Source organism: Curtobacterium sp. MCPF17_001 (assembly GCF_003234615.1).
GTDB lineage: Bacteria > Actinomycetota > Actinomycetes > Actinomycetales > Microbacteriaceae > Curtobacterium.
Genome location: NZ_QKSL01000007.1, coordinates 12,462 through 30,040 on the forward strand (window position 1 = coordinate 12,462; position 17,579 = coordinate 30,040).

Sequence of the window (17,579 nt, forward strand, 5' to 3'; positions counted from 1 at the left end):
TCATGCATAGCGCAGGTGGGTGACGTCCCCCACCGCGACGCCCCTGGAGGCGCCGGTCCGGTCCCGGATCGTGATGCGGCCGTCGTCGTCGACGCCGGTCGCGTCGGCCTCGACCGTCGATCCGTCCGGCAACTCGAGGCGCACCCGCTGGCCGACCGTCCCGCACACGGCCCGGACGTGCGAACGGACCGCGTCGGCGGCGGCACCTCCGGCGACGAGCCCGGCCACGGCCTCCTGGAGGCCCGTCCAGAGGTCCGTCAGGACCGCGTCGGCGAGTGCCGTGGCCGGTCCGGTCGCACCGGCCACGAGGAGGGAGGTGGCGGTCGGGGTGGGCAGCGCGCCGGCCGGGATCGTGAGGTTCACGCCGACGCCGACGACGACGGACCCGTCGGCGGCGACCTGGCAGAGCACGCCGCTGACCTTGCGGCCGTCGACGAGGACGTCGTTCGGCCACTTCACGAGCACGCGGTCGTCCGTGTCCGGCTGCGCGCCTGCGTCCGTCTGTCCGTCGGCGAGCACGCCGGCGACGGCGTCGCGCACGGCGGCGCCCGCGACGAGCGGCAGCCAGCCCCGGTCGCGGGCGTCGAGGTCCGCCCGCACCAGCACGCTCGCGGCCAGGGTCTGTCCCGCGGGGGCCACCCACGACCGGTCCAGCCGTCCGCGTCCGGCGGTCTGGTCGAGGGTCACCACGACGCTGCCGGAGGCCAGGTCCGGTGCGTCGCGGAGCAGGTCGGCGTTGGTGGACCCCGTCGTCGGCAGCACCGTCATCGTCGCGCCGGCGCCCTGGACGGCGGCGCTGACGGAGACGAAGTCGGGTGTGACCGGTGTGGACATGCACGCAAACCTACGGCCCGGAACCGTGGGGGTCCTCCAACGGGGGTGTCCCGCACCGCCGGTAGGGTGAGCGGGTGACCACAGGAGACACCCCCGATCTCTCGACGACCGCAGGCCGTCTGGCTGACCTCCGCGACCGGTACCACGAAGCCGTGACCGCCGCAGGCGAGTCCGCGATCGCGAAGCAGCACGCCAAGGGCAAGATGACGGCCCGCGAGCGGATCGAGCAGCTGCTCGACGAGAACTCCTTCGTGGAGCTCGACGAGTTCGTCCGCCACCGCACCCACGCCTTCGGGATGGAGTCGAAGCGTCCCTACGGCGACGCGGTCGTCACCGGCCACGGCACCATCCACGGCCGACAGGTCGCGGTCTACGCGCAGGACTTCACGGTCTTCGGCGGTTCCCTCGGTGAGGTCGCCGGCGAGAAGATCGTCAAGGTGATGCAGCACGCGCTGAAGACCGGAGTGCCGATCATCGGCATCCTCGACTCCGGTGGCGCCCGCATCCAGGAGGGAGTGGTCGCGCTCGGCAAGTACGGCGAGATCTTCCGCCTCAACACCGCGGCCTCCGGCGTCATCCCGCAGATCTCGATCGTGATGGGCCCGGCTGCCGGTGGCGCCGTCTACTCCCCCGCCCTCACCGACTTCGTGATCATGGTCGACAAGACCAGCCACATGTTCGTCACCGGCCCGGACGTCATCAAGACGGTCACCGGCGAGGACGTCGGCTTCGAGGAACTCGGCGGCGCGCAGACCCACAACGCGGTCTCCGGGGTCGCGCACTACCTGGCCGAGGACGAGACCGACGCGCTCGACTACGCGCGCTCGCTGATCGGGTTCCTGCCGGACAACAACCTGTCCGATCCGCCGACGTACGACGTCGCGCCGGAGCTCGAGACGACCGACGCCGACCGCGAGCTCGACCTCGTCATCCCGGACTCCACCAACCAGCCGTACGACGTCACCCAGGTCATCGAACACGTCGTCGACGACGGCGAGTTCCTCGAGGTGCAGCCACTCTTCGCGCCGAACATCATGATCGGCTTCGGTCGTGTCGAGGGTCGCACGGTCGGCATCATCGCGAACCAGCCGCAGGCGATGGCCGGGACGCTGAACATCGACGCCGGCGAGAAGGCCGCGCGCTTCGTCCGGTTCTGCGACGCGTTCGGGATCCCGATCCTGACCCTGGTCGACGTCCCGGGGTACCTGCCCGGCACCGATCAGGAGTGGACGGGTGTGATCCGCCGCGGTGCGAAGCTCCTGTACGCCTACGCCGAGGCCACCGTGCCGCTCGTCACCGTGATCACCCGCAAGGCGTACGGCGGCGCGTACATCGTGATGGGCTCGAAGCAGCTCGGGGCGGACATCAACCTCGCCTGGCCGACCGCGGAGATCGCGGTCATGGGCGGTCAGGGTGCGGTGAACATCCTCTACCGCAGCGAGATCAAGCGTGCCGAGGAAGCCGGCGAGGACGTCGCTGCCGTCCGCACGAAGCTCGCGAACGAGTACACCTACAACGTGGCGTCGCCGTACCTGGCGGCCGAGCGCGGCGAACTCGACGGGATCATCCAGCCGCACGCCACACGCGTGTCGGTCATCAAGGCGCTCCGGGCGCTGCGCGGCAAGCGGGCGAGCCTGCCGCCGAAGAAGCACGGGAACATCCCCCTGTGAGCCCACGCCATGCTGCCGACGCCCCGGCCGACGCCACCGCGTCGGTCGCGGGCGTGCGTGTCGTCGGCGGGGACCCGACACCCGAGGAGCTCGCAGCCGTGATCGCGGTGCTGCAGCGTCAGGCCGACGAGGCCGCCGCTGCCGGCCGAGCCCAGACGGAGTCGTCACCGCGCGACGGCTGGACCCGATCTGCCCGGGGGATGCGCGGACCGCTCCAGCAGGGCTCTTGGAGCCGGTCCCTCCGCTGAACCCGTTCGCGTCCGGTACCGGTCCGGTGACGGTCCGGTACCACCGGCTGTCTGTACCCCGTTCGGTACCGACCGGTGTCGACCTCGGCACAGCGGCGGACGCACCGTTCGGTCTCCCCTCACTCGGGGGTCGTCCACGCCGGGAACCGCCGCAGATCGCCCGAATTGTCCCCCGAAATGACGACTGACACCCCCTGGTGCTGTTGGCATCATTGTCTGTGTTCGGTGTTCTTCGTTGAAGTGCATCGCCGGTCGGTGGCCGACTAGGGTACGAAGCCACCGCCGAGACGAGTCAGGGCGATATTCGGGTTGTCGCTCTGCCTCGGGTCGTGAACGGGCCGGTCGGTAGCTCCGACCGGCCCGTTCCCCGTTTTCCGGGTCGTTTCCCGCATCCGAGGCGTTCCCTGTCTCCGGGGCGTTCGCCGCTCCCCTCGTGTGCGCTGCCGGCTCGGCGTCAGCCCTGGGTCGCGTACCGGTCGATCTCGAGCCACAGCGCGACGGAGTCGTCCCCGTCGTCGTCCTCGTCGTCGTCCGCCGCCCCGAGGGCTGCGGACTCGCTCTCGGCCGCGTCGAGCCGCAGTCCGACCACGGTCACCGCGGCGTCGGCGTTGTCCGGCACGGTCCGGACGATCACGTTGTCGGCGTCGGCCTCGTACGCGCGTCGGAGTGCATCGGCGAGCTCGGCGTGCACACGCTCCTGTTCGACCGTCTCCAGGTCGTCCAGGCCGCCGTCGTCGTGCAGCTGCACGACGGCGCCGCGACGGCGCAGGCGCATCACCTCTGCCCGGACGTCGTCGGACAGCAGCGAGCGGCCGCGGATCTCGTCACGGATCGCCTGCTCGAGGTGCAGGCTCTCGGCACGCTCGTCCTCGTCCAAGCCACCGCACGTGTCGATGATGCGCTGGAGCATCGGCAGCGCCATCCGCGTCGTCTGGCCGAGCCGGACCTGTCGTTCCGACACGTGCGCGTCCTGCGCCGCCTGCCAGTCGACGGTCTCCTGCTCCGCGCGGACGAAGTCCCGGGTGATCCGGGTGGCGTGGCTCATCGCGATCGCGAACCCGGTGGCGACGGACAACCAGATCACGTTGCCGAGTGCACCCAGCTCGCCCAGTGCCTCCAGGCCGGCCCAGCCGACCGAGTGCACCGTGCAGAAGGCGACGCCGACCCAGGCGAAGCGGCCGCGCTGCCGGACGGCCAGCACGACCATGAGCGTGCCGACGGCGGCGATCCACCACGTGGCGTACGTCGGGGCGACCCGGAGGTCGACGACGGTGGAGCAGACGAGGGGCATCACGACGGCGGTGGCGAGTGCGAACCACGCGACCCAGACGGGCAGCACCGGACCACGCACCAGCAGCGCGAGAGCGGTCGCCGCCGCGTAGAGGACCATGCAGGCGATGACCGGAGCGGCCTTCGCCGGCGTCCCGGGGAGCGTGGTGGCGGCGAGTACCAGGTGCAGCAGTGAGAAGAGCGCCGCGAGTCCGATGGCGACACCCGCGGGGATGGAGGCCCTCATGCGTCCGCCCCCGCCTGGTGGACCGAACCGGTCCGGTGAGCGGGACGGTCGTCGGCGCCGAGCGCCGGCCAACGGAGCACGATGCGGGTGCCGGAGCCGGGGGCGGTGCGGAGGTCGGCCTCGCCGTCGGCGGCGGCCATCCGCTCGATGATCGAGCGCCGGACACCGAGGCGTTCAGCCGGGACCGCGTGCGCGTCGAACCCGGTGCCGTCGTCGGCGACCTCGACCTGCACGGACGAGCCGTCGGCGACGATCGTCACCCAGCGCGCGACGTCGTCGCCGGCGTGCTGCACGCTGTTCACCGCCGCCTGGAGCGCGGCCGAGGCGATCGCGTCCGCCGCCGAGAACGGCAGCGCCGGGCCCGCCATGGGGAGGCTCCGCACCTCCACCGGGGCACCGAGCGACGTGACGGACGTGGCGATCCGGTTCCGGAGGACGTCGAACGGCACGACCTGGTCCTCCCCCGGGCCGTCCGCGGCGGCGGCGGCGAGGTGGTCGATGGCGTTCCGTGCCATGCGTGCGGCGAGGGTCTTCGCGTCCGGGGTGTCCGCACGCGCGGCGGACAGCAACGTCGTGAGCACGCTGTCGTGCACGATGGCGTCGACCTGGACCCGTTCGACCTCGGTGGCGTGTTCCCGGATCGCCCGCGAGTACCGGCGGACCGCGGTGGCCTGGGCCACGTCGACCGCCGCCGCGGCGCGACGGAGCACCACGATGAGGATCAGCGCCGCGATGCCGAGCACCGCGGTGTAGGCGCCGTCGAGGAACGCCCGCTGCGGGCCGACCGCACCGCCGGCCGGCGAGAGCCGCAGCACGACGTAGATGATCGGCACGAGGGCGTTGTAGACCGCGGCGCGCCACGTGGCGAAGCTCAGCGAGGCGGCGATCGTGCCGACGTTGCAGAGCCACCACGGCCACGGGGACTGGTCGACCGGCAACGCCTGGTCGACCGTCAGCGGGAAGGTCAACAGCGCGACGAGGAACAGCAGCGCGCAGACGGTCTGCGCGGCCTGGGACCAGCGCTGCACGATCGCCGACACCCCGACCGCGACGAGCGAGAGTGCCATCGTGATCGCCGCTGCCGGCGCCCAGAACGCGTCGAGGTACGGCAGCTGCTTGAGGAAGCCGGGGACGTTCACCGCGCCGAACCCGATCGCGGCGATGGCCATCAGGATCGTGAACGCCCGGTCCAGCGACGCCTGGGTGATCGTGGCACGGACCGACCGCGACGGATCGGCCCAGCCGACGCCGCGGGCGTGCCCCGGACCGTGCCCGTCAGGTCCGGCGGGCCCGGTGGGCCCGGCGTGCCCGGCGTCGCTCGGACCGGCCGCGGCGGATGCGGGGGTTCCCGGGGACGACGGACGCCGGGCCGCTGCCGGCCCGGCGTCCGCCGCTGCGTCGGTGGTCACGAGGACCGACCGGCGCGGGTGTCGTCAGCGACCATCGCCGTCGGGGTCGATGCCGGAGTCGAGCCCCGGCAGGATCCCGTCCTCGACGGCACGCCGGAGCAGGTCGACCTTGGTCGGGGCGGGGCGACCCACCTCGACGTACTTCACGCGGATGCGGTCCAGGTACTCCCGGGCCGTCGAGTACCCGATGCCGAGCTGCTGCGCCGCCAGCTTGAGCGGCAGGCCCGAGGCGTACAGGTGCAGGATCTCGCGTTCGCGTCGCCCGAGCTGGGCCTTCGCGAAGTCGCGGTCCGCGTCGATGGCGCTCGCCCACTCGAGGTTGTTGAGCACATCACCCCGGGCCACGGTCGCGACGGCGGCCATCACGGTCTTCGTCGCGGACGACTTCGGGATGACGCCGGCAGCCCCTGCCGCCAGTGCCTCCCGCACGTTCGCGACGCGGTCGGCGATGCTGTGCACGAGCACGGCCGAACCGGTGCCCTGCACGCCCTTGACGTTCTCGGTGACCGTCGAGCCGTCACCCAGCGACAGGTCGAGGACGACGACGTCGACCTCGCGCCCGCCGAGCTGGGCGATGTACTCCGGGACGCTCGCGGCGGTGAGGACCACCTCGAACCCCTCGTTCTGGCAGGCGGCCTGGATCCCCAGTCGGACGGACTCGTGGTCGTCGACGATGGCGACCCGGACCGGCCGGGTCTCGGGACCGGCAGTCCCTGTCGTGCCGGTCGATGTGCTGGTGGTCGTGTCTCCCACGGTTGCCTCTCGTTCCGACAGCGCGCCGGGCCCTGATCCCGGTTGCCGTCGCCACCAAGGATACCCAGGTCAACCTCAGCTTCGTACCCCACAACGGGACCTGGCGGAGCCGACCACCCGCCGGGGCTCAGGCGACCGGCACCAGCCGCGCCACGGCCTCCAGGTGGTGGGTGTGCGGGAACAGGTCGAAGGCGCGGAGTGCCTCCAGGCGGTACCCGAGATCCGCGAACGTCGCGACGTCGCGCGCCAGGGCAACGGGGTCGCAGGCGACGTAGACGACCTGGGCCGGCTGCAGCGCGGCGATCGACACGACGACCTCACGACCGGCACCGGACCGGGGCGGGTCCAACACGATCGTGCCGGCGCGGAAGCGCTCGCGCTCCGGACGGGAGGCCGACTCGACGATCCGGGACAGCCACCGGTCGACACGGCCGGTCTCGGCACGGGCACCGATCCACTCGGACAGGTTCTCGAGCGCGTGCTCGGTCGCGCGGGTCGCACTCTCGACACTCGTCACGCGGGCGCGCGGCCCGACGACGTCGGCGAGGGCCGCGGCGAGCAGCCCGACGCCGCCGTAGAGGTCGAGGTGCTGGCCCTCCGGGTCGAGGCGGTCACGATCGACCAGGTCCTGCACCGCGGCGGTGAGGACGGCGGGAGCCTGCCGGTGCACCTGCCAGAAGCCGTCGTCGTCCACGTCGAAGGTCCGTTCGCCGACGACCTCCTGCACGACCGTGGGGCGCTGGGCATCGATGACCAGGCGTGCGCCGCCGGAGCCGCTCGGACTGAGGACGTCGACGACCTCGGCGCCGGGCATCGAACCGCGGCCGAGCGGCGCTGAGCCCTGCACGGTGGCGGTGGCCAGCGGGAGCGAGGTGACCGGGACGACGGTGTGTGACCGGGCGGCGAACGGTCCGGGCGTGCCGTCGGCGTCGACGTGCAGGCGGACCCGGGTGCGCCAGCCGAGGCCGTTCGACTCGTCGTCGCCGGGTGCGGCCTCGACGACGACCGGCGCGCCGAGCACGGCGTCGAGGTCGATGCGGCCGAACCGGGAGAACGAGTCGACGAGCACGTCGCGTTTGAGGGTCCGCTGGTGGGCGAGGGCGATGTGCCCGAACTCCGCACCACCGGGGCGCACGGCGGGGTCGCGGTCCAGGCCGGCCTCGGGCCAGACGTGGTCCACCCGGTGCTCGCTCGGTTCGAGGACCTGCACGGTGTCGGCGCGCCAGAACGACTTCTTCCGGTCCTCCGTCACCCGGGCCACGACCCGCTCCCCGGGGATCGCGTCCGTGACGAACACCACGCGCCCCTCGTGCCGTGCCACCGAGATGCCGCCGTGGGCGATCCCGGTGACGTCGAGTTCGAGCAGTGTGCCGACGGATTCACCCATGGTTCGATGTTCCCATGCGTCTGTACCTCGCGAGCACCTCCCCCGCCCGTCGCGCGCTCCTGGCGCAGTCCGGGATCGAACCGGTGCTCGTCTCGCCGGGGGTCGACGAGGACGCGGTGGCGGCCACCGAGCAGGACCGACTCGGTCGCGGGCTCACCGGACCGGAACTCGTTTCGCTGCTCGCGGTCGCGAAGGCCACGGCGGTCGCGGACGGGCGCGTCGAGCTGGCCGACGGCACCGACACCGGCCTCGACGGCATCGTCTTCGGCGGCGACTCCGCCTTCGAGGTCGACGGGGTGCTGTACGGCAAGCCGCACGACCCGGAGGTGGCCCGCGAGCGGTGGCGGCAGATGCTCGCCGCGGGCGGCGGCACGCTGTGGAGCGGGCACAGCGTCGTGGACCGGCGCGCCGGGGTCGGGGTGACCACTGCCGGGACGGGAGGCGCGGGACGGGCTGGTGACGCGCCTCCCGTCCGCCCCGTGGGCGACCTGGGGCCGGTCGCACCGGGCGGTTCCGCGCTCGTCGTGGACGGTGACCGGGTCGTCGCGGTGGACAGCGCCGTGCTGACGTTCGCCGACGACATGACGCCCGCGGAGATCGACGCGTACGTCGCGACCGGCGAGCCGCTCGAGGTCGCCGGCGCGTTCACGATCGACGGGCGCGCCGCCGCCTTCATCACGCGGATCGACGGAGCACCCTCGGCCGTCGTCGGTCTGTCGCTGCCGATGCTGCGGTCGATGCTCCTGCAGGGGTTCGGGATCGCCTGGCACGACCTCTGGACACGGTAGGAGCCCGCCGGCGCGCTCGCCACCTCCCCGCCTGTAGACATCCACCTGCTGCACGCGGTGTTTCTTGTGGATGGCGGTCAAAACAGGGCCCTGGCGCACGAATACGCTGATGTCCCATGACCCGCATCAGCAAGGTCCTCATCGCGAACCGCGGCGAGATCGCCGTCCGCATCATCCGAGCGGCCCGCGATGCGGGCAAGGCCTCGGTTGCGGTGTACGCCGACCAGGACCGTGACGCCCTGCACGCCCGCCTCGCCGACGAGGCCTACGCGCTGAACGGCACCACGAGCGCCGACACCTACCTGGTCATCGAGAAGATCATCTCGGTCGCCCGACGCTCCGGCGCCGACGCCGTGCACCCCGGGTACGGCTTCCTCGCCGAGAACGCCGACTTCGCGCGCGCCGTCATCGACGCCGGGCTCACCTGGATCGGGCCGTCGCCCGACTCGATCGAGCGTCTCGGCGACAAGGTCTCCGCACGGCACGTGGCCGAGAAGGTCGGCGCACCCCTCGCCCCCGGCACGATCGAGCCGGTGCAGGACGTGTCCGAGGTCGTCGCCTTCGCGGACGAGGTCGGACTGCCCGTCGCGATCAAGGCCGCCTTCGGTGGCGGTGGCCGTGGCCTGAAGGTGGCGCGGGACCGGGCCTCCATCCCCGAGTTGTTCGAGTCCGCCACGCGCGAGGCCATCGCCGCGTTCGGCCGAGGCGAGTGCTTCGTCGAGAAGTACCTCGACAAGCCGCGGCACGTCGAGACCCAGTGCCTCGCGGACGAGCACGGCAACGTCGTCGTCGTGTCCACACGCGACTGCTCGCTGCAGCGACGCCACCAGAAGCTCGTCGAGGAAGCACCGGCGCCGTACCTCACCGAGGCGCAGCAGACCCTGCTGTACGAGTCGTCGAAGGCGATCCTCCGCGAGGTCGGCTACGTCGGTGCCGGTACCTGCGAGTTCCTCATCGGCGCCGACGGCACGGTCTCGTTCCTCGAGGTCAACACGCGTCTGCAGGTCGAGCACTGCGTCTCCGAGGAGGTCACCGGCATCGACCTCGTCCGCGAGCAGTTCCGCATTGCCGAGGGCGGCACGCTCGACTACGCCGACCCGACCCCGCGCGGCCACTCGTTCGAGTTCCGCATCAACGGCGAGGACCCGGGCCGCAACTTCTTCCCCGCGCCGGGCCCCGTCCACGTGTTCAACGCACCGTCCGGCCCCGGCGTCCGGGTCGACTCCGGCGTGGTGTCCGGCGACGTCGTCTCGGGCTCGTTCGACTCGATGCTCGCGAAGCTCATCGTCACCGGTTCCACGCGTGCAGAGGCGCTCGAGCGCTCCCGCCGTGCCCTCGCCGAGTTCGAGGTCGCCGGCCTGCCGACGGTCATCCCGTTCCACCGTGCCGTCGTCGCGGACCCCGCGTTCGCCACCGACGACGCGACGCCGTTCTCGGTCTACACACAGTGGATCGAGACCGACTTCGTGAACGACATCCCGGCCTGGAGCGGCTCCCCCGAGGAACTGCCCGCGCCGGGCGAGCGCGAGAGCGTCGTCGTCGAGGTGCAGGGCAAGCGCATCGAGGTGACCATGCCCTCCGTCGTCGTCGGCGGTGGTGCCGGCGGCGCGCGTCGCCCGTCCGGCCCGTCCGCTCCCCCGAAGCGTCGGTCCTCCGGCGTCAAGGGTGGCCGTGCGGCGTCCGGCTCCTCGGTCGCGTCGCCGATGCAGGCCACCGTGGTGAAGCTCGCGGTCGCCGAGGGTGACACCGTGGTGAAGGGCGACCTGCTCGTCGTCCTCGAGGCCATGAAGATGGAGCAGCCCGTCCAGGCGCACAAGGACGGCATCGTCACCGGGCTGAACGCCCCCGTCGGCCAGACGGTCTCCTCGGGCCACGTCCTGCTCGAGCTCGCGTAGCGGGCGCCCGGCGCGCGGCGCGCGGCGCGCGGCGTCCGGCGCGCGGCGCCCGGCGCCCGGCGCCGATCGGCTGCGCACAACAGAAACCGCCTCGAACCACGGCTTCCCGCGGTTCGGGGCGGTTCCTGTTGTGCGGCGCCAGGTGGAACCAGCGGACGCAGCGTCAGCGGATCCGGCGGAAACGTCGGGTCTCGAGCGGGAGGCCCAGCCCCAGCAGCAGCGCTCGGAGCCGCTCCGTGTCCCGCGTCTCCGGCCACCCGAACCGACCGAGTCGACGGACGTCGGACACACGGCGGAGCCGGTCCTCGCGGCGCTTCTCCTGGAGGAGGACGTCCTCCGCGGTGAGGCCCGCGGCGCGCAGGGCCGGGTCCCGGTACTTCGCGGCACCGTCGAACTCGAGGACGACGCCGTGGTCGGGGAACCAGAAGTCGACCCGCGCCACGAAGCCCGCAGCGTCGTGGAACTCGGTCTGGAGTTCGGGCCGTGGCGCTCCGAGCTCGTCCAACGCCACACGGGCGATCGACTCCCCCACCGAGCCACTGCGTGGGTCGGCGAACCCGATCGCGAAGCGTGCACGGTCCCGGCCGTGCACGGCCCTCTTGGCGTCCAGCTCAGCTCGGAGCGTCGACCGGTCGACACCGCGCTGGAGCGCGACGTCGAGGACGGGCACGGAACGTCGGAGGTCCTGGGTGAGCGCGATGTCGACGACGGTGCTCCGGAGGTCCGTGACCGGCCGGCCCGAGGACGCCCGGGCGATACCCAGCGACCTGCCCTTCCCGGGGTGCTTCCGCAGCAGCCGGAGGGACTGGGATGTCTCCCGCTCGGGATCGATGACGTCGACGACCTCGGGGAGCTCACCGCTCCAGGGCAGCCCGTGCAAGGCGAGGGCTGACACGTGGGACAGCACGAGGCGCGGAGCGATCAACTCGTCGACGGCGTCGATCCGAGCGAGATGGCGGACGCGGGCGTCGGCCGTTCGCCAGCGCTCGGCGTCGACGAACCTGCCGGGTGCGAGCCGGACGAGTGCGCCCCGGTCGGCCGCTGCGACGAGGTCCCGACCGCGACGGCCGGTGGGGTCGACGCTCCCACCCCTGATGATCTCGAGTCGTTGCATCTCCGCAGCCTCGCGGACGCCCACCGCCGCCGCAGGGCGTTCGCCGACCCTGTGGACGACCGCGCTGGCGCCCGCTGTCGTGCAGGAGCCCGGTTCCGACTGACGCCGCACAACAGGAACCCGCTCGAACCGCGGGATGCAGCGGCGCGAGCGGGTTCCTGTTGTGCGCAGGCGGCGGCACGCCGCGGCGGCGCAGGCGCAGCGGCGCGGCGCCGCCGCCGCGCCCTACGAGACCAGCGGGCGGACGGCCGCGGCCAGGCGGTCGGCCAGCGCGGTGGCTTCGGCGGAGGTCCCAGCGACGGTGTCGATGTAGACCTTCACCTTCGGCTCGGTACCACTCGGGCGGACGATGACCCGGGCGCCACCGTCGAGGTCGAAGCGCAGGATGTCCGACGGCGGGAAGCCCTCGACCCCGTCGAGGAAGTCCGTCACCGACGTGATCTCGACACCGCCGAGGTCCGTCGGGGTGGACGTCCGGAGCGACGCCATGATCTCCCCGATGCGTGACAGGTCGTCCACGCGTGTGGCCACCTGCCCGGAGGCGAAGGCTCCGAACCGCTCGGCGAACGCCTCGAGCTGGTCCGCGATGGTCTTGCCCTCGGCAGCGAGTTCGGTCGCCAGCGACAGCAGCTCCAGTGCAGCGGAGATGCCGTCCTTGTCGCGGATGACCTGCGGGTCGACCAGGTACCCGAGCGCCTCTTCGTAGCCGAAGAGCAGGTCCGGCACGCGGGACACCCACTTGAAGCCCGTCAGCGTGTCCCGGTGCCCGAGTCCGTACTGCTCGGCGACGCGTGCGAGTGCGGGCGAGCTGACGATCGACGCGGCCAGCCTCCCGGTCACGCCGGCGTCGGCGGCCCGTGCGGCGGCGCGCCAGCCGAGGAGCCAGCCGACCTCGTTGCCGGCGAGACGCCGGTACGAGCCGGAGCCGTCCGGGATCGCGAGTGCCAGTCGGTCGGCGTCCGGGTCGTTCGCGATCACCAGGTCGGCACCCACCGCGGCGCCCCGGGCGATCGCCAGGTCCATGGCACCCGGCTCCTCGGGGTTCGGGAACGAGACGGTCGGGAAGGCGCCGTCCGGCTCGATCTGCTCCGGCACGACGGCCGGCTCGCGGAAGCCCGCCTGCGCGAACACCGCGCGGGCGGTCTCCCACCCGACACCGTGCATGGCCGTGTAGACGACGGACGGCTGCGCATCGGCCGGGAGGCCCGGGGCCGGTACGGTCGCAGCCGTCGCGTCCACGTAGGCCTGGACGAGCGACGCATCGGCGACGGTGTAGTCCGTCGCACGGGTGAGCGAGCGGATGTCCCCGGCTGCGACGACGTCGATGGCGGCGGCGATCTCACCGTCGACCGGCGGCACGATCTGCGAGCCCTCGTCGTCCCCGCCGAGGTACACCTTGTAGCCGTTGTCCCGTGGCGGGTTGTGGCTCGCCGTCACCATGACGCCCGCGCCGACGCCCAGGTGCCGGACGGCGAACGCGACGAGCGGTGTCGGCAGCGCCGAGGGCAGCAGCGTCACGTCGAGACCCAGGCCGCGCATGACCTCGGCCGAGTCCCGCGCGAAGACGTCCGAGTTGACGCGGCCGTCGTAGCCGATGACGACGCTGCGATCGCGGCCGGAGTCGATGAGGAACCGGGCGAGCCCCGCGGCGGCCTGCGTCACGACGACGCGGTTCATGCGGAGCGGACCCGCGCCGAGCTCGGCCCGGAGGCCTGCGGTGCCGAACTCCAGCCGTCCGGCGAAGCGGGCTGCGAGCTCGTCGGTGTCCCCGGCGTCGACGAGCTGCTGGAGTTCGGCCCGGGTCTCGTCGTCGGGGTCCTGCTCGATCCAGGCCCTGGCGGTGTCGACGACGCTCACAGTGCCGCCACCACGCGGGCGAGCAGGTCGGCGATGACCGGCTCGGCCTGCTTGCCGGCCTCGAGCACCTCGGTGTGGGACAGCGGCGTCTTCTGGATGCCGGCTGCCAGGTTCGTGATGAGCGAGAAGCCGAGGATCTCCATGCCGGCCTGACGAGCGGCGATGGCCTCGAGCGCCGTCGACATGCCGACGATGTGTCCGCCGATCGCCTTCGCCATCCGGACCTCGGCCGGGGTCTCGTAGTGCGGGCCGCGGAACTGCGTGTAGACGCCTTCGTCGAGGGACGGGTCGACGGACTTCGCGACCGCACGGAGGCGTGCCGAGTACAGGTCGGTCAGGTCGATGAACGTCGCGCCCTCGAGCGGGCTGTCCGCGGTCAGGTTGATGTGGTCGCTGATGAGGACCGGGGTGCCGGGCGTCCAGGTCTCCTTGATGCCCCCGGCACCGTTGGTGAGGACCATGACGGAGGCACCCGTGGCAGCGGCGGTCCGGACGCTGTGCACGACGCGACGCACGCCGTGGTTCTCGTAGTAGTGGGTCCGAGCACCGATGACGAGCGCGTGCCGTCCGTCGGCGAGACGGATCGACCTGACGGTGCCGGAGTGCCCGGGGACGGCCGAGGCACTGAACCCGGGGACGTCCGCCGCGGGGATCTCGGAGACGGTCTCCCCGAGCAGGTCGGCGGCCTTTCCCCAGCCGGAGCCGAGCGTCAGGGCGACGTCGTGGCGTTCGATGCCGGACCGCTCAGCGATGACTGCGGCGGCGTCGCGGGCCACGTCGAAGGGGTCGACGGCGGGGTCGTTCAGGGGGTTCTCGGTGCTGACCATGCGCCGATCGTACCGGGCGGTCGGTCAGCCCAGCGCCTTCTCCACAGCCGCCGTGATCTCGCTCTGGTCGAAGTGGTTCCGGATCACGATGACCTCGGCGTACGTCGTCCCGATGGCCTCGACGAACTCCTGGCTCGTGAGGATCACGTTGGCGTCGTCGGACACGTCCCGCACCGAGGCGACGTCGGCGGCGACGACCTCTGCGGTCAGTCCGAGCGTCGCCAGCGCCTTTTCCGCGTTCACCTTGAGGATCGCGCTGGCACCGATGCCCGCGCCGCAGATGGTCACGATCTTCATGCCGTCGTCACTCCCATGATGGCCCGGACCTCGTCGGCCGTGACGGCGGCAGCGAGCCGCCCGGTGACCGAGGCGTCGTTGAACAGGTTCGCGATCGCGCCGATCGACTCGAGATGCGTCCCGACCTCGGCCACGGCCAGGCCGAGGACGACCGAGACCGGGTCGTTGTGCGGGTGCCCGAACACGACCGGTGCGGCGAGGGTCACGACCGCCAGACCGTCACGCAGCACGCTGGACCCCGGCCGGGCGTGCGCGAACGCCAGCCCCGGCGAGATGACGATGTACGCCCCGTGTTCCTCGACCATGCCGATCATGGCGTCGGTGTACGCGTCGGTGGTCGCTCCGGAGGCCACGAGGGCGCCGCCGGCCGTCCGCAGCGCGTCACGCCACGACGACGCGGACGCCCCGAGGACGACGGCCGGGTCCGGCAGCGGCGGCAGGCCCATCGACTCAGGCCTCCGCGTACCCGGCGGTGATCGCGGCGATGATCTCCTCGCGGTCCTCCAGCGGCAGGAAGGTCCCGAGCGCGGCGTTGATCTGGAACGCGGCCAGGTCGTCGAGGTCGTAGCCGAACGTGCCGGCCAGCAGCGCGAGCTCCTTCGACAGCGAGGTGTTGCTCATCAGGCGGTTGTCGGTGTTCACCGTGACGCGGAACCCCAGCTGGTACAGGACGTCGAAGGGGTGGTCGGCCAGGTCGTCACCCCACGCGGCGATGGCACCGGTCTGCAGGTTCGAGGACGGCGAGACCTCGAGCGGGATCTCACGGTCGCGGACCCAGGACGCGACCTCGCCGAGGGTGGCGAGCATCGAGCCGTCGCCGCCGTCCGACAGCGAGACGTCCTCGAACACGCGGACGCCGTGGCCGAGTCGCAGTGCGCGACCGTCGACGAGCGCCGAGCGGATCGACGCGAGACCGTCGGCTTCACCGGCGTGCACCGTGACGGGGAACAGCTCGGAGGCCAGGTAGTCGAACGCCGCACGGTGGTCCGACGCCGGGAACCCGGCTTCGGCGCCGGCGATGTCGAAGCCGACGACGCCGTGGTCGCGGTGGCGGACGGCGAGCTCGGCGATCTCCATCGACCGGTCGGCGTGCCGCATGGCGGTGACGAGCTGGCCGATCCGGATGGACCCGCCGGCGGCGTCGACCGCTTCCTCGATGCCGGCCTGCACGGCTTCGACCGTCTGGTCGAGGGTCAGGCCGCGCTGCAGGTGCTGCTCCGGCGCCCAGCGGATCTCACCGTAGACGACGCCGTCGGCGACGAGGTCCTCGACGAACTCCTTCGCGACGCGGGTCAGACCGGCTGCGGTCTGCATCACCGCGGTGGTCACGTCGAAGGTCTTGAGGTACTCGACCAGGGAGCCGGAGTTCGACTGGTCGGCGAACCACGTGGCGAGCTCGGTCGGGTCGGTGGTCGGCAGCTCGACGCCGTCGGTCGCGGCGAGCTCGATGATCGTCGCGGGGCGGAGGCCGCCGTCCAGGTGGTCGTGCAGCGAGACCTTGGGGAGGTCGTTGATGACCGCTCCGGCGTCGGGCAGGCGGTAGATGGGGGCGGCGTCGCTCATGCGCCCAAGGCTACCGGTGGTCACCGGCCGCCGCAGGGCGCCGTCGACAAGGGTGTGGACCATGGACTGGAGGCTCCCCACACGTCGTGCGGGGAGCCTCCGGTCCGGATGGTGTGATGCGGGCAGCGGGCCGCTACTGGATCCGTTCGCGCACGATCGGTCCGCGCTCGGGCGCGGACTCCCCGATCGACCACGCCCCCTCGAGCGACTCGAGGGCCCGCTCGAAGCGGGCCGGCTCGTCGGTGTGCAGCGTCCACAGCGGCTGGCCGGCGGTGACGGTGTCACCCGGCTTGACGTGCAGCTCGATGCCGGCGCCGGCCTGCACCGGGTCCTGCGCCCGGGCCCGTCCGGCACCCAGGCGCCACGCCGCGATGCCGAAGGGGAGCGCCTGCTGGGTGGTGAGCACACCGGACTCGGTGGCGGTGACGACGTGCGTCTCCGCTGCGACCGGCAGTGCGGCCGAGGCGTCGCCGCCCTGCGCCTCGATCATCCGGCGCCAGGTGTCCATCGCGCGGCCGTCGGCGAGTGCGGCGGCCGGGTCCGCGTCGGTGACCCCGGCCAGGCGCAGCATCTCCTCCGCGAGCGAGAGGGTCAGCGACACCACGTCGGCGGGACCACCGCCGGCGAGGACCTCGACGGACTCACGGACCTCGAGTGCGTTGCCGATCGTCAGGCCGAGCGGGACCTCCATGTCGGTGAGGAGCGCCGAGGTCGCGACCCCGGCGTCCTTGCCGAGGTCGACCATCGTCTGCGCCAGCAGCTTCGACTGCTCGAAGTCCGCCATGAACGCGCCGGAGCCGAACTTCACGTCGAGGACGAGCGCTGCGGTGCCCTCGGCGATCTTCTTCGACATGATGCTCGACGCGATGAGCGGGATGCACTCGACCGTGCCGGTGATGTCACGGAGGGCGTAGAGCTTCTTGTCGGCGGGTGCCAGGCCGGAGCCCGCGGCACAGATGACGGCACCGACGTCCTGCAGCACTGACGTCATGCGCTCGTTCGAGAGTGCCGCCTGCCATCCCGGGATCGACTCGAGCTTGTCGAGCGTGCCACCCGTGTGCCCGAGCCCGCGGCCGGAGAGCTGCGGCACCGCGACGCCGAACGTGGCGACGAGCGGTGCGAGTGGCAGGGTGATCTTGTCGCCGACGCCTCCGGTGGAGTGCTTGTCGACCGTGGTCTTGCCGAGCGAGCCGAACGACATCCGCTCCCCCGACGCGATCATCGCGAGCGTGAGGTCCCGGATCTCCCGACGCTCCATGCCGTTGAGGAAGATCGCCATCGCGAGCGCGGCCATCTGCTCGTCGCCGACGTAGCCGCGCGTGTACGCGTCGACGAGCCAGTCGATCTCGGCGGTGGACAGGGTCCCGCTGGAGCGCTTCGTGCGGATGAGGTCGACGGTGTCGAACGGCTCGACGGCCATG

Annotated in this window: 16 protein-coding genes; 4 read left to right on the top strand and 12 right to left on the bottom strand. The window is 72.2% G+C overall.

Annotated features, from left to right (window positions below; translation table 11 throughout):
* Positions 1 to 834, bottom strand: a complete 834-nt coding sequence (locus DEJ24_RS08220) for a biotin--[acetyl-CoA-carboxylase] ligase (RefSeq protein ID WP_258374765.1) — start codon at positions 832 to 834, stop codon at positions 1 to 3.
* 74 nt (positions 835 to 908) lie between these two features.
* On the opposite strand from DEJ24_RS08220, the gene DEJ24_RS08225 reads away from it, so the two are divergent.
* Together DEJ24_RS08225 and DEJ24_RS08230 are read left to right on the top strand one after the other, a co-directional pair.
* Positions 909 to 2,504 carry an acyl-CoA carboxylase subunit beta gene (locus tag DEJ24_RS08225; protein ID WP_111078216.1) on the top strand — a complete coding sequence of 532 codons (1,596 nt, stop codon included), beginning with the start codon at positions 909 to 911 and terminating at the stop codon, positions 2,502 to 2,504.
* Positions 2,501 to 2,752 carry an acyl-CoA carboxylase subunit epsilon gene (locus tag DEJ24_RS08230; protein ID WP_111078217.1) on the top strand — a complete coding sequence of 84 codons (252 nt, stop codon included), beginning with the start codon at positions 2,501 to 2,503 and terminating at the stop codon, positions 2,750 to 2,752. The genes DEJ24_RS08225 and DEJ24_RS08230 overlap by 4 nt, the downstream gene beginning before the upstream one ends.
* A gap of 454 nt (positions 2,753 to 3,206) precedes the next feature.
* On the opposite strand, the gene DEJ24_RS08235 is transcribed toward DEJ24_RS08230, so the two are convergent.
* The 4 genes from DEJ24_RS08235 to DEJ24_RS08250 all read right to left on the bottom strand — a co-directional run bounded on the left by DEJ24_RS08235 (position 3,207) and on the right by DEJ24_RS08250 (position 7,817).
* Positions 3,207 to 4,268 (bottom strand): hypothetical protein, encoded by a 1,062-nt coding sequence (locus DEJ24_RS08235; RefSeq protein WP_111078218.1) that lies wholly within the window; start codon positions 4,266 to 4,268, stop codon positions 3,207 to 3,209.
* Complete coding sequence (locus tag DEJ24_RS08240; protein ID WP_111078219.1) at positions 4,265 to 5,677, bottom strand: sensor histidine kinase; 1,413 nt, start codon at positions 5,675 to 5,677, stop codon at positions 4,265 to 4,267. Before DEJ24_RS08240 ends, DEJ24_RS08235 begins: the two co-directional genes overlap by 4 nt.
* A gap of 24 nt (positions 5,678 to 5,701) precedes the next feature.
* Positions 5,702 to 6,430, bottom strand: coding sequence for a response regulator (locus tag DEJ24_RS08245; protein WP_375334549.1), 729 nt, complete (start codon positions 6,428 to 6,430; stop codon positions 5,702 to 5,704).
* 127 nt (positions 6,431 to 6,557) lie between these two features.
* Positions 6,558 to 7,817, bottom strand: coding sequence for a class I SAM-dependent RNA methyltransferase (locus DEJ24_RS08250; RefSeq protein WP_111078220.1), 1,260 nt, complete (start codon positions 7,815 to 7,817; stop codon positions 6,558 to 6,560).
* 14 nt (positions 7,818 to 7,831) lie between these two features.
* Between DEJ24_RS08250 and DEJ24_RS08255 the strand changes: the two genes are divergently transcribed.
* Both DEJ24_RS08255 and DEJ24_RS08260 read left to right on the top strand, forming a co-directional pair.
* The gene (locus DEJ24_RS08255; RefSeq protein ID WP_111078221.1) at positions 7,832 to 8,605 is read left to right on the top strand and encodes a nucleoside triphosphate pyrophosphatase; all 774 of its coding nucleotides are present in this window, start codon (positions 7,832 to 7,834) and stop codon (positions 8,603 to 8,605) included.
* A gap of 116 nt (positions 8,606 to 8,721) precedes the next feature.
* On the top strand, positions 8,722 to 10,500 hold the full coding sequence (locus DEJ24_RS08260; protein WP_111078222.1) for a biotin carboxylase N-terminal domain-containing protein: 1,779 nt from the start codon (positions 8,722 to 8,724) through the stop codon (positions 10,498 to 10,500).
* A gap of 163 nt (positions 10,501 to 10,663) precedes the next feature.
* Here DEJ24_RS08260 and DEJ24_RS08265 read toward each other — a convergent pair whose 3' ends face one another.
* From DEJ24_RS08265 to DEJ24_RS08295, 7 genes are all read right to left on the bottom strand, one after another.
* The gene (locus DEJ24_RS08265) at positions 10,664 to 11,614 is read right to left on the bottom strand and encodes a hypothetical protein (protein WP_146242535.1); all 951 of its coding nucleotides are present in this window, start codon (positions 11,612 to 11,614) and stop codon (positions 10,664 to 10,666) included.
* Between the two features lie 225 nt (positions 11,615 to 11,839).
* The gene (locus tag DEJ24_RS08270) at positions 11,840 to 13,471 is read right to left on the bottom strand and encodes a phospho-sugar mutase (protein WP_111078224.1); all 1,632 of its coding nucleotides are present in this window, start codon (positions 13,469 to 13,471) and stop codon (positions 11,840 to 11,842) included.
* The gene (locus DEJ24_RS08275) at positions 13,468 to 14,298 is read right to left on the bottom strand and encodes a purine-nucleoside phosphorylase (RefSeq protein WP_111078225.1); all 831 of its coding nucleotides are present in this window, start codon (positions 14,296 to 14,298) and stop codon (positions 13,468 to 13,470) included. Before DEJ24_RS08275 ends, DEJ24_RS08270 begins: the two co-directional genes overlap by 4 nt.
* Positions 14,299 to 14,322: 24 nt before the next feature.
* Entirely contained in the window at positions 14,323 to 14,595 is a 273-nt protein-coding gene (locus tag DEJ24_RS08280; RefSeq protein ID WP_111078226.1) for a PTS sugar transporter subunit IIB, read from the bottom strand.
* Positions 14,592 to 15,041: a PTS sugar transporter subunit IIA gene (locus tag DEJ24_RS08285; RefSeq protein WP_110902717.1), complete on the bottom strand. Its 450-nt coding sequence runs from the start codon at positions 15,039 to 15,041 to the stop codon at positions 14,592 to 14,594. Before DEJ24_RS08285 ends, DEJ24_RS08280 begins: the two co-directional genes overlap by 4 nt.
* 4 nt (positions 15,042 to 15,045) lie before the next feature.
* Positions 15,046 to 16,158, bottom strand: a complete 1,113-nt coding sequence (locus tag DEJ24_RS08290) for an adenosine deaminase (RefSeq protein ID WP_111078227.1) — start codon at positions 16,156 to 16,158, stop codon at positions 15,046 to 15,048.
* A gap of 133 nt (positions 16,159 to 16,291) precedes the next feature.
* Positions 16,292 to 17,578 carry a thymidine phosphorylase gene (locus DEJ24_RS08295; protein WP_111078228.1) on the bottom strand — a complete coding sequence of 429 codons (1,287 nt, stop codon included), beginning with the start codon at positions 17,576 to 17,578 and terminating at the stop codon, positions 16,292 to 16,294.
* Position 17,579 lies beyond the last annotated feature (1 nt).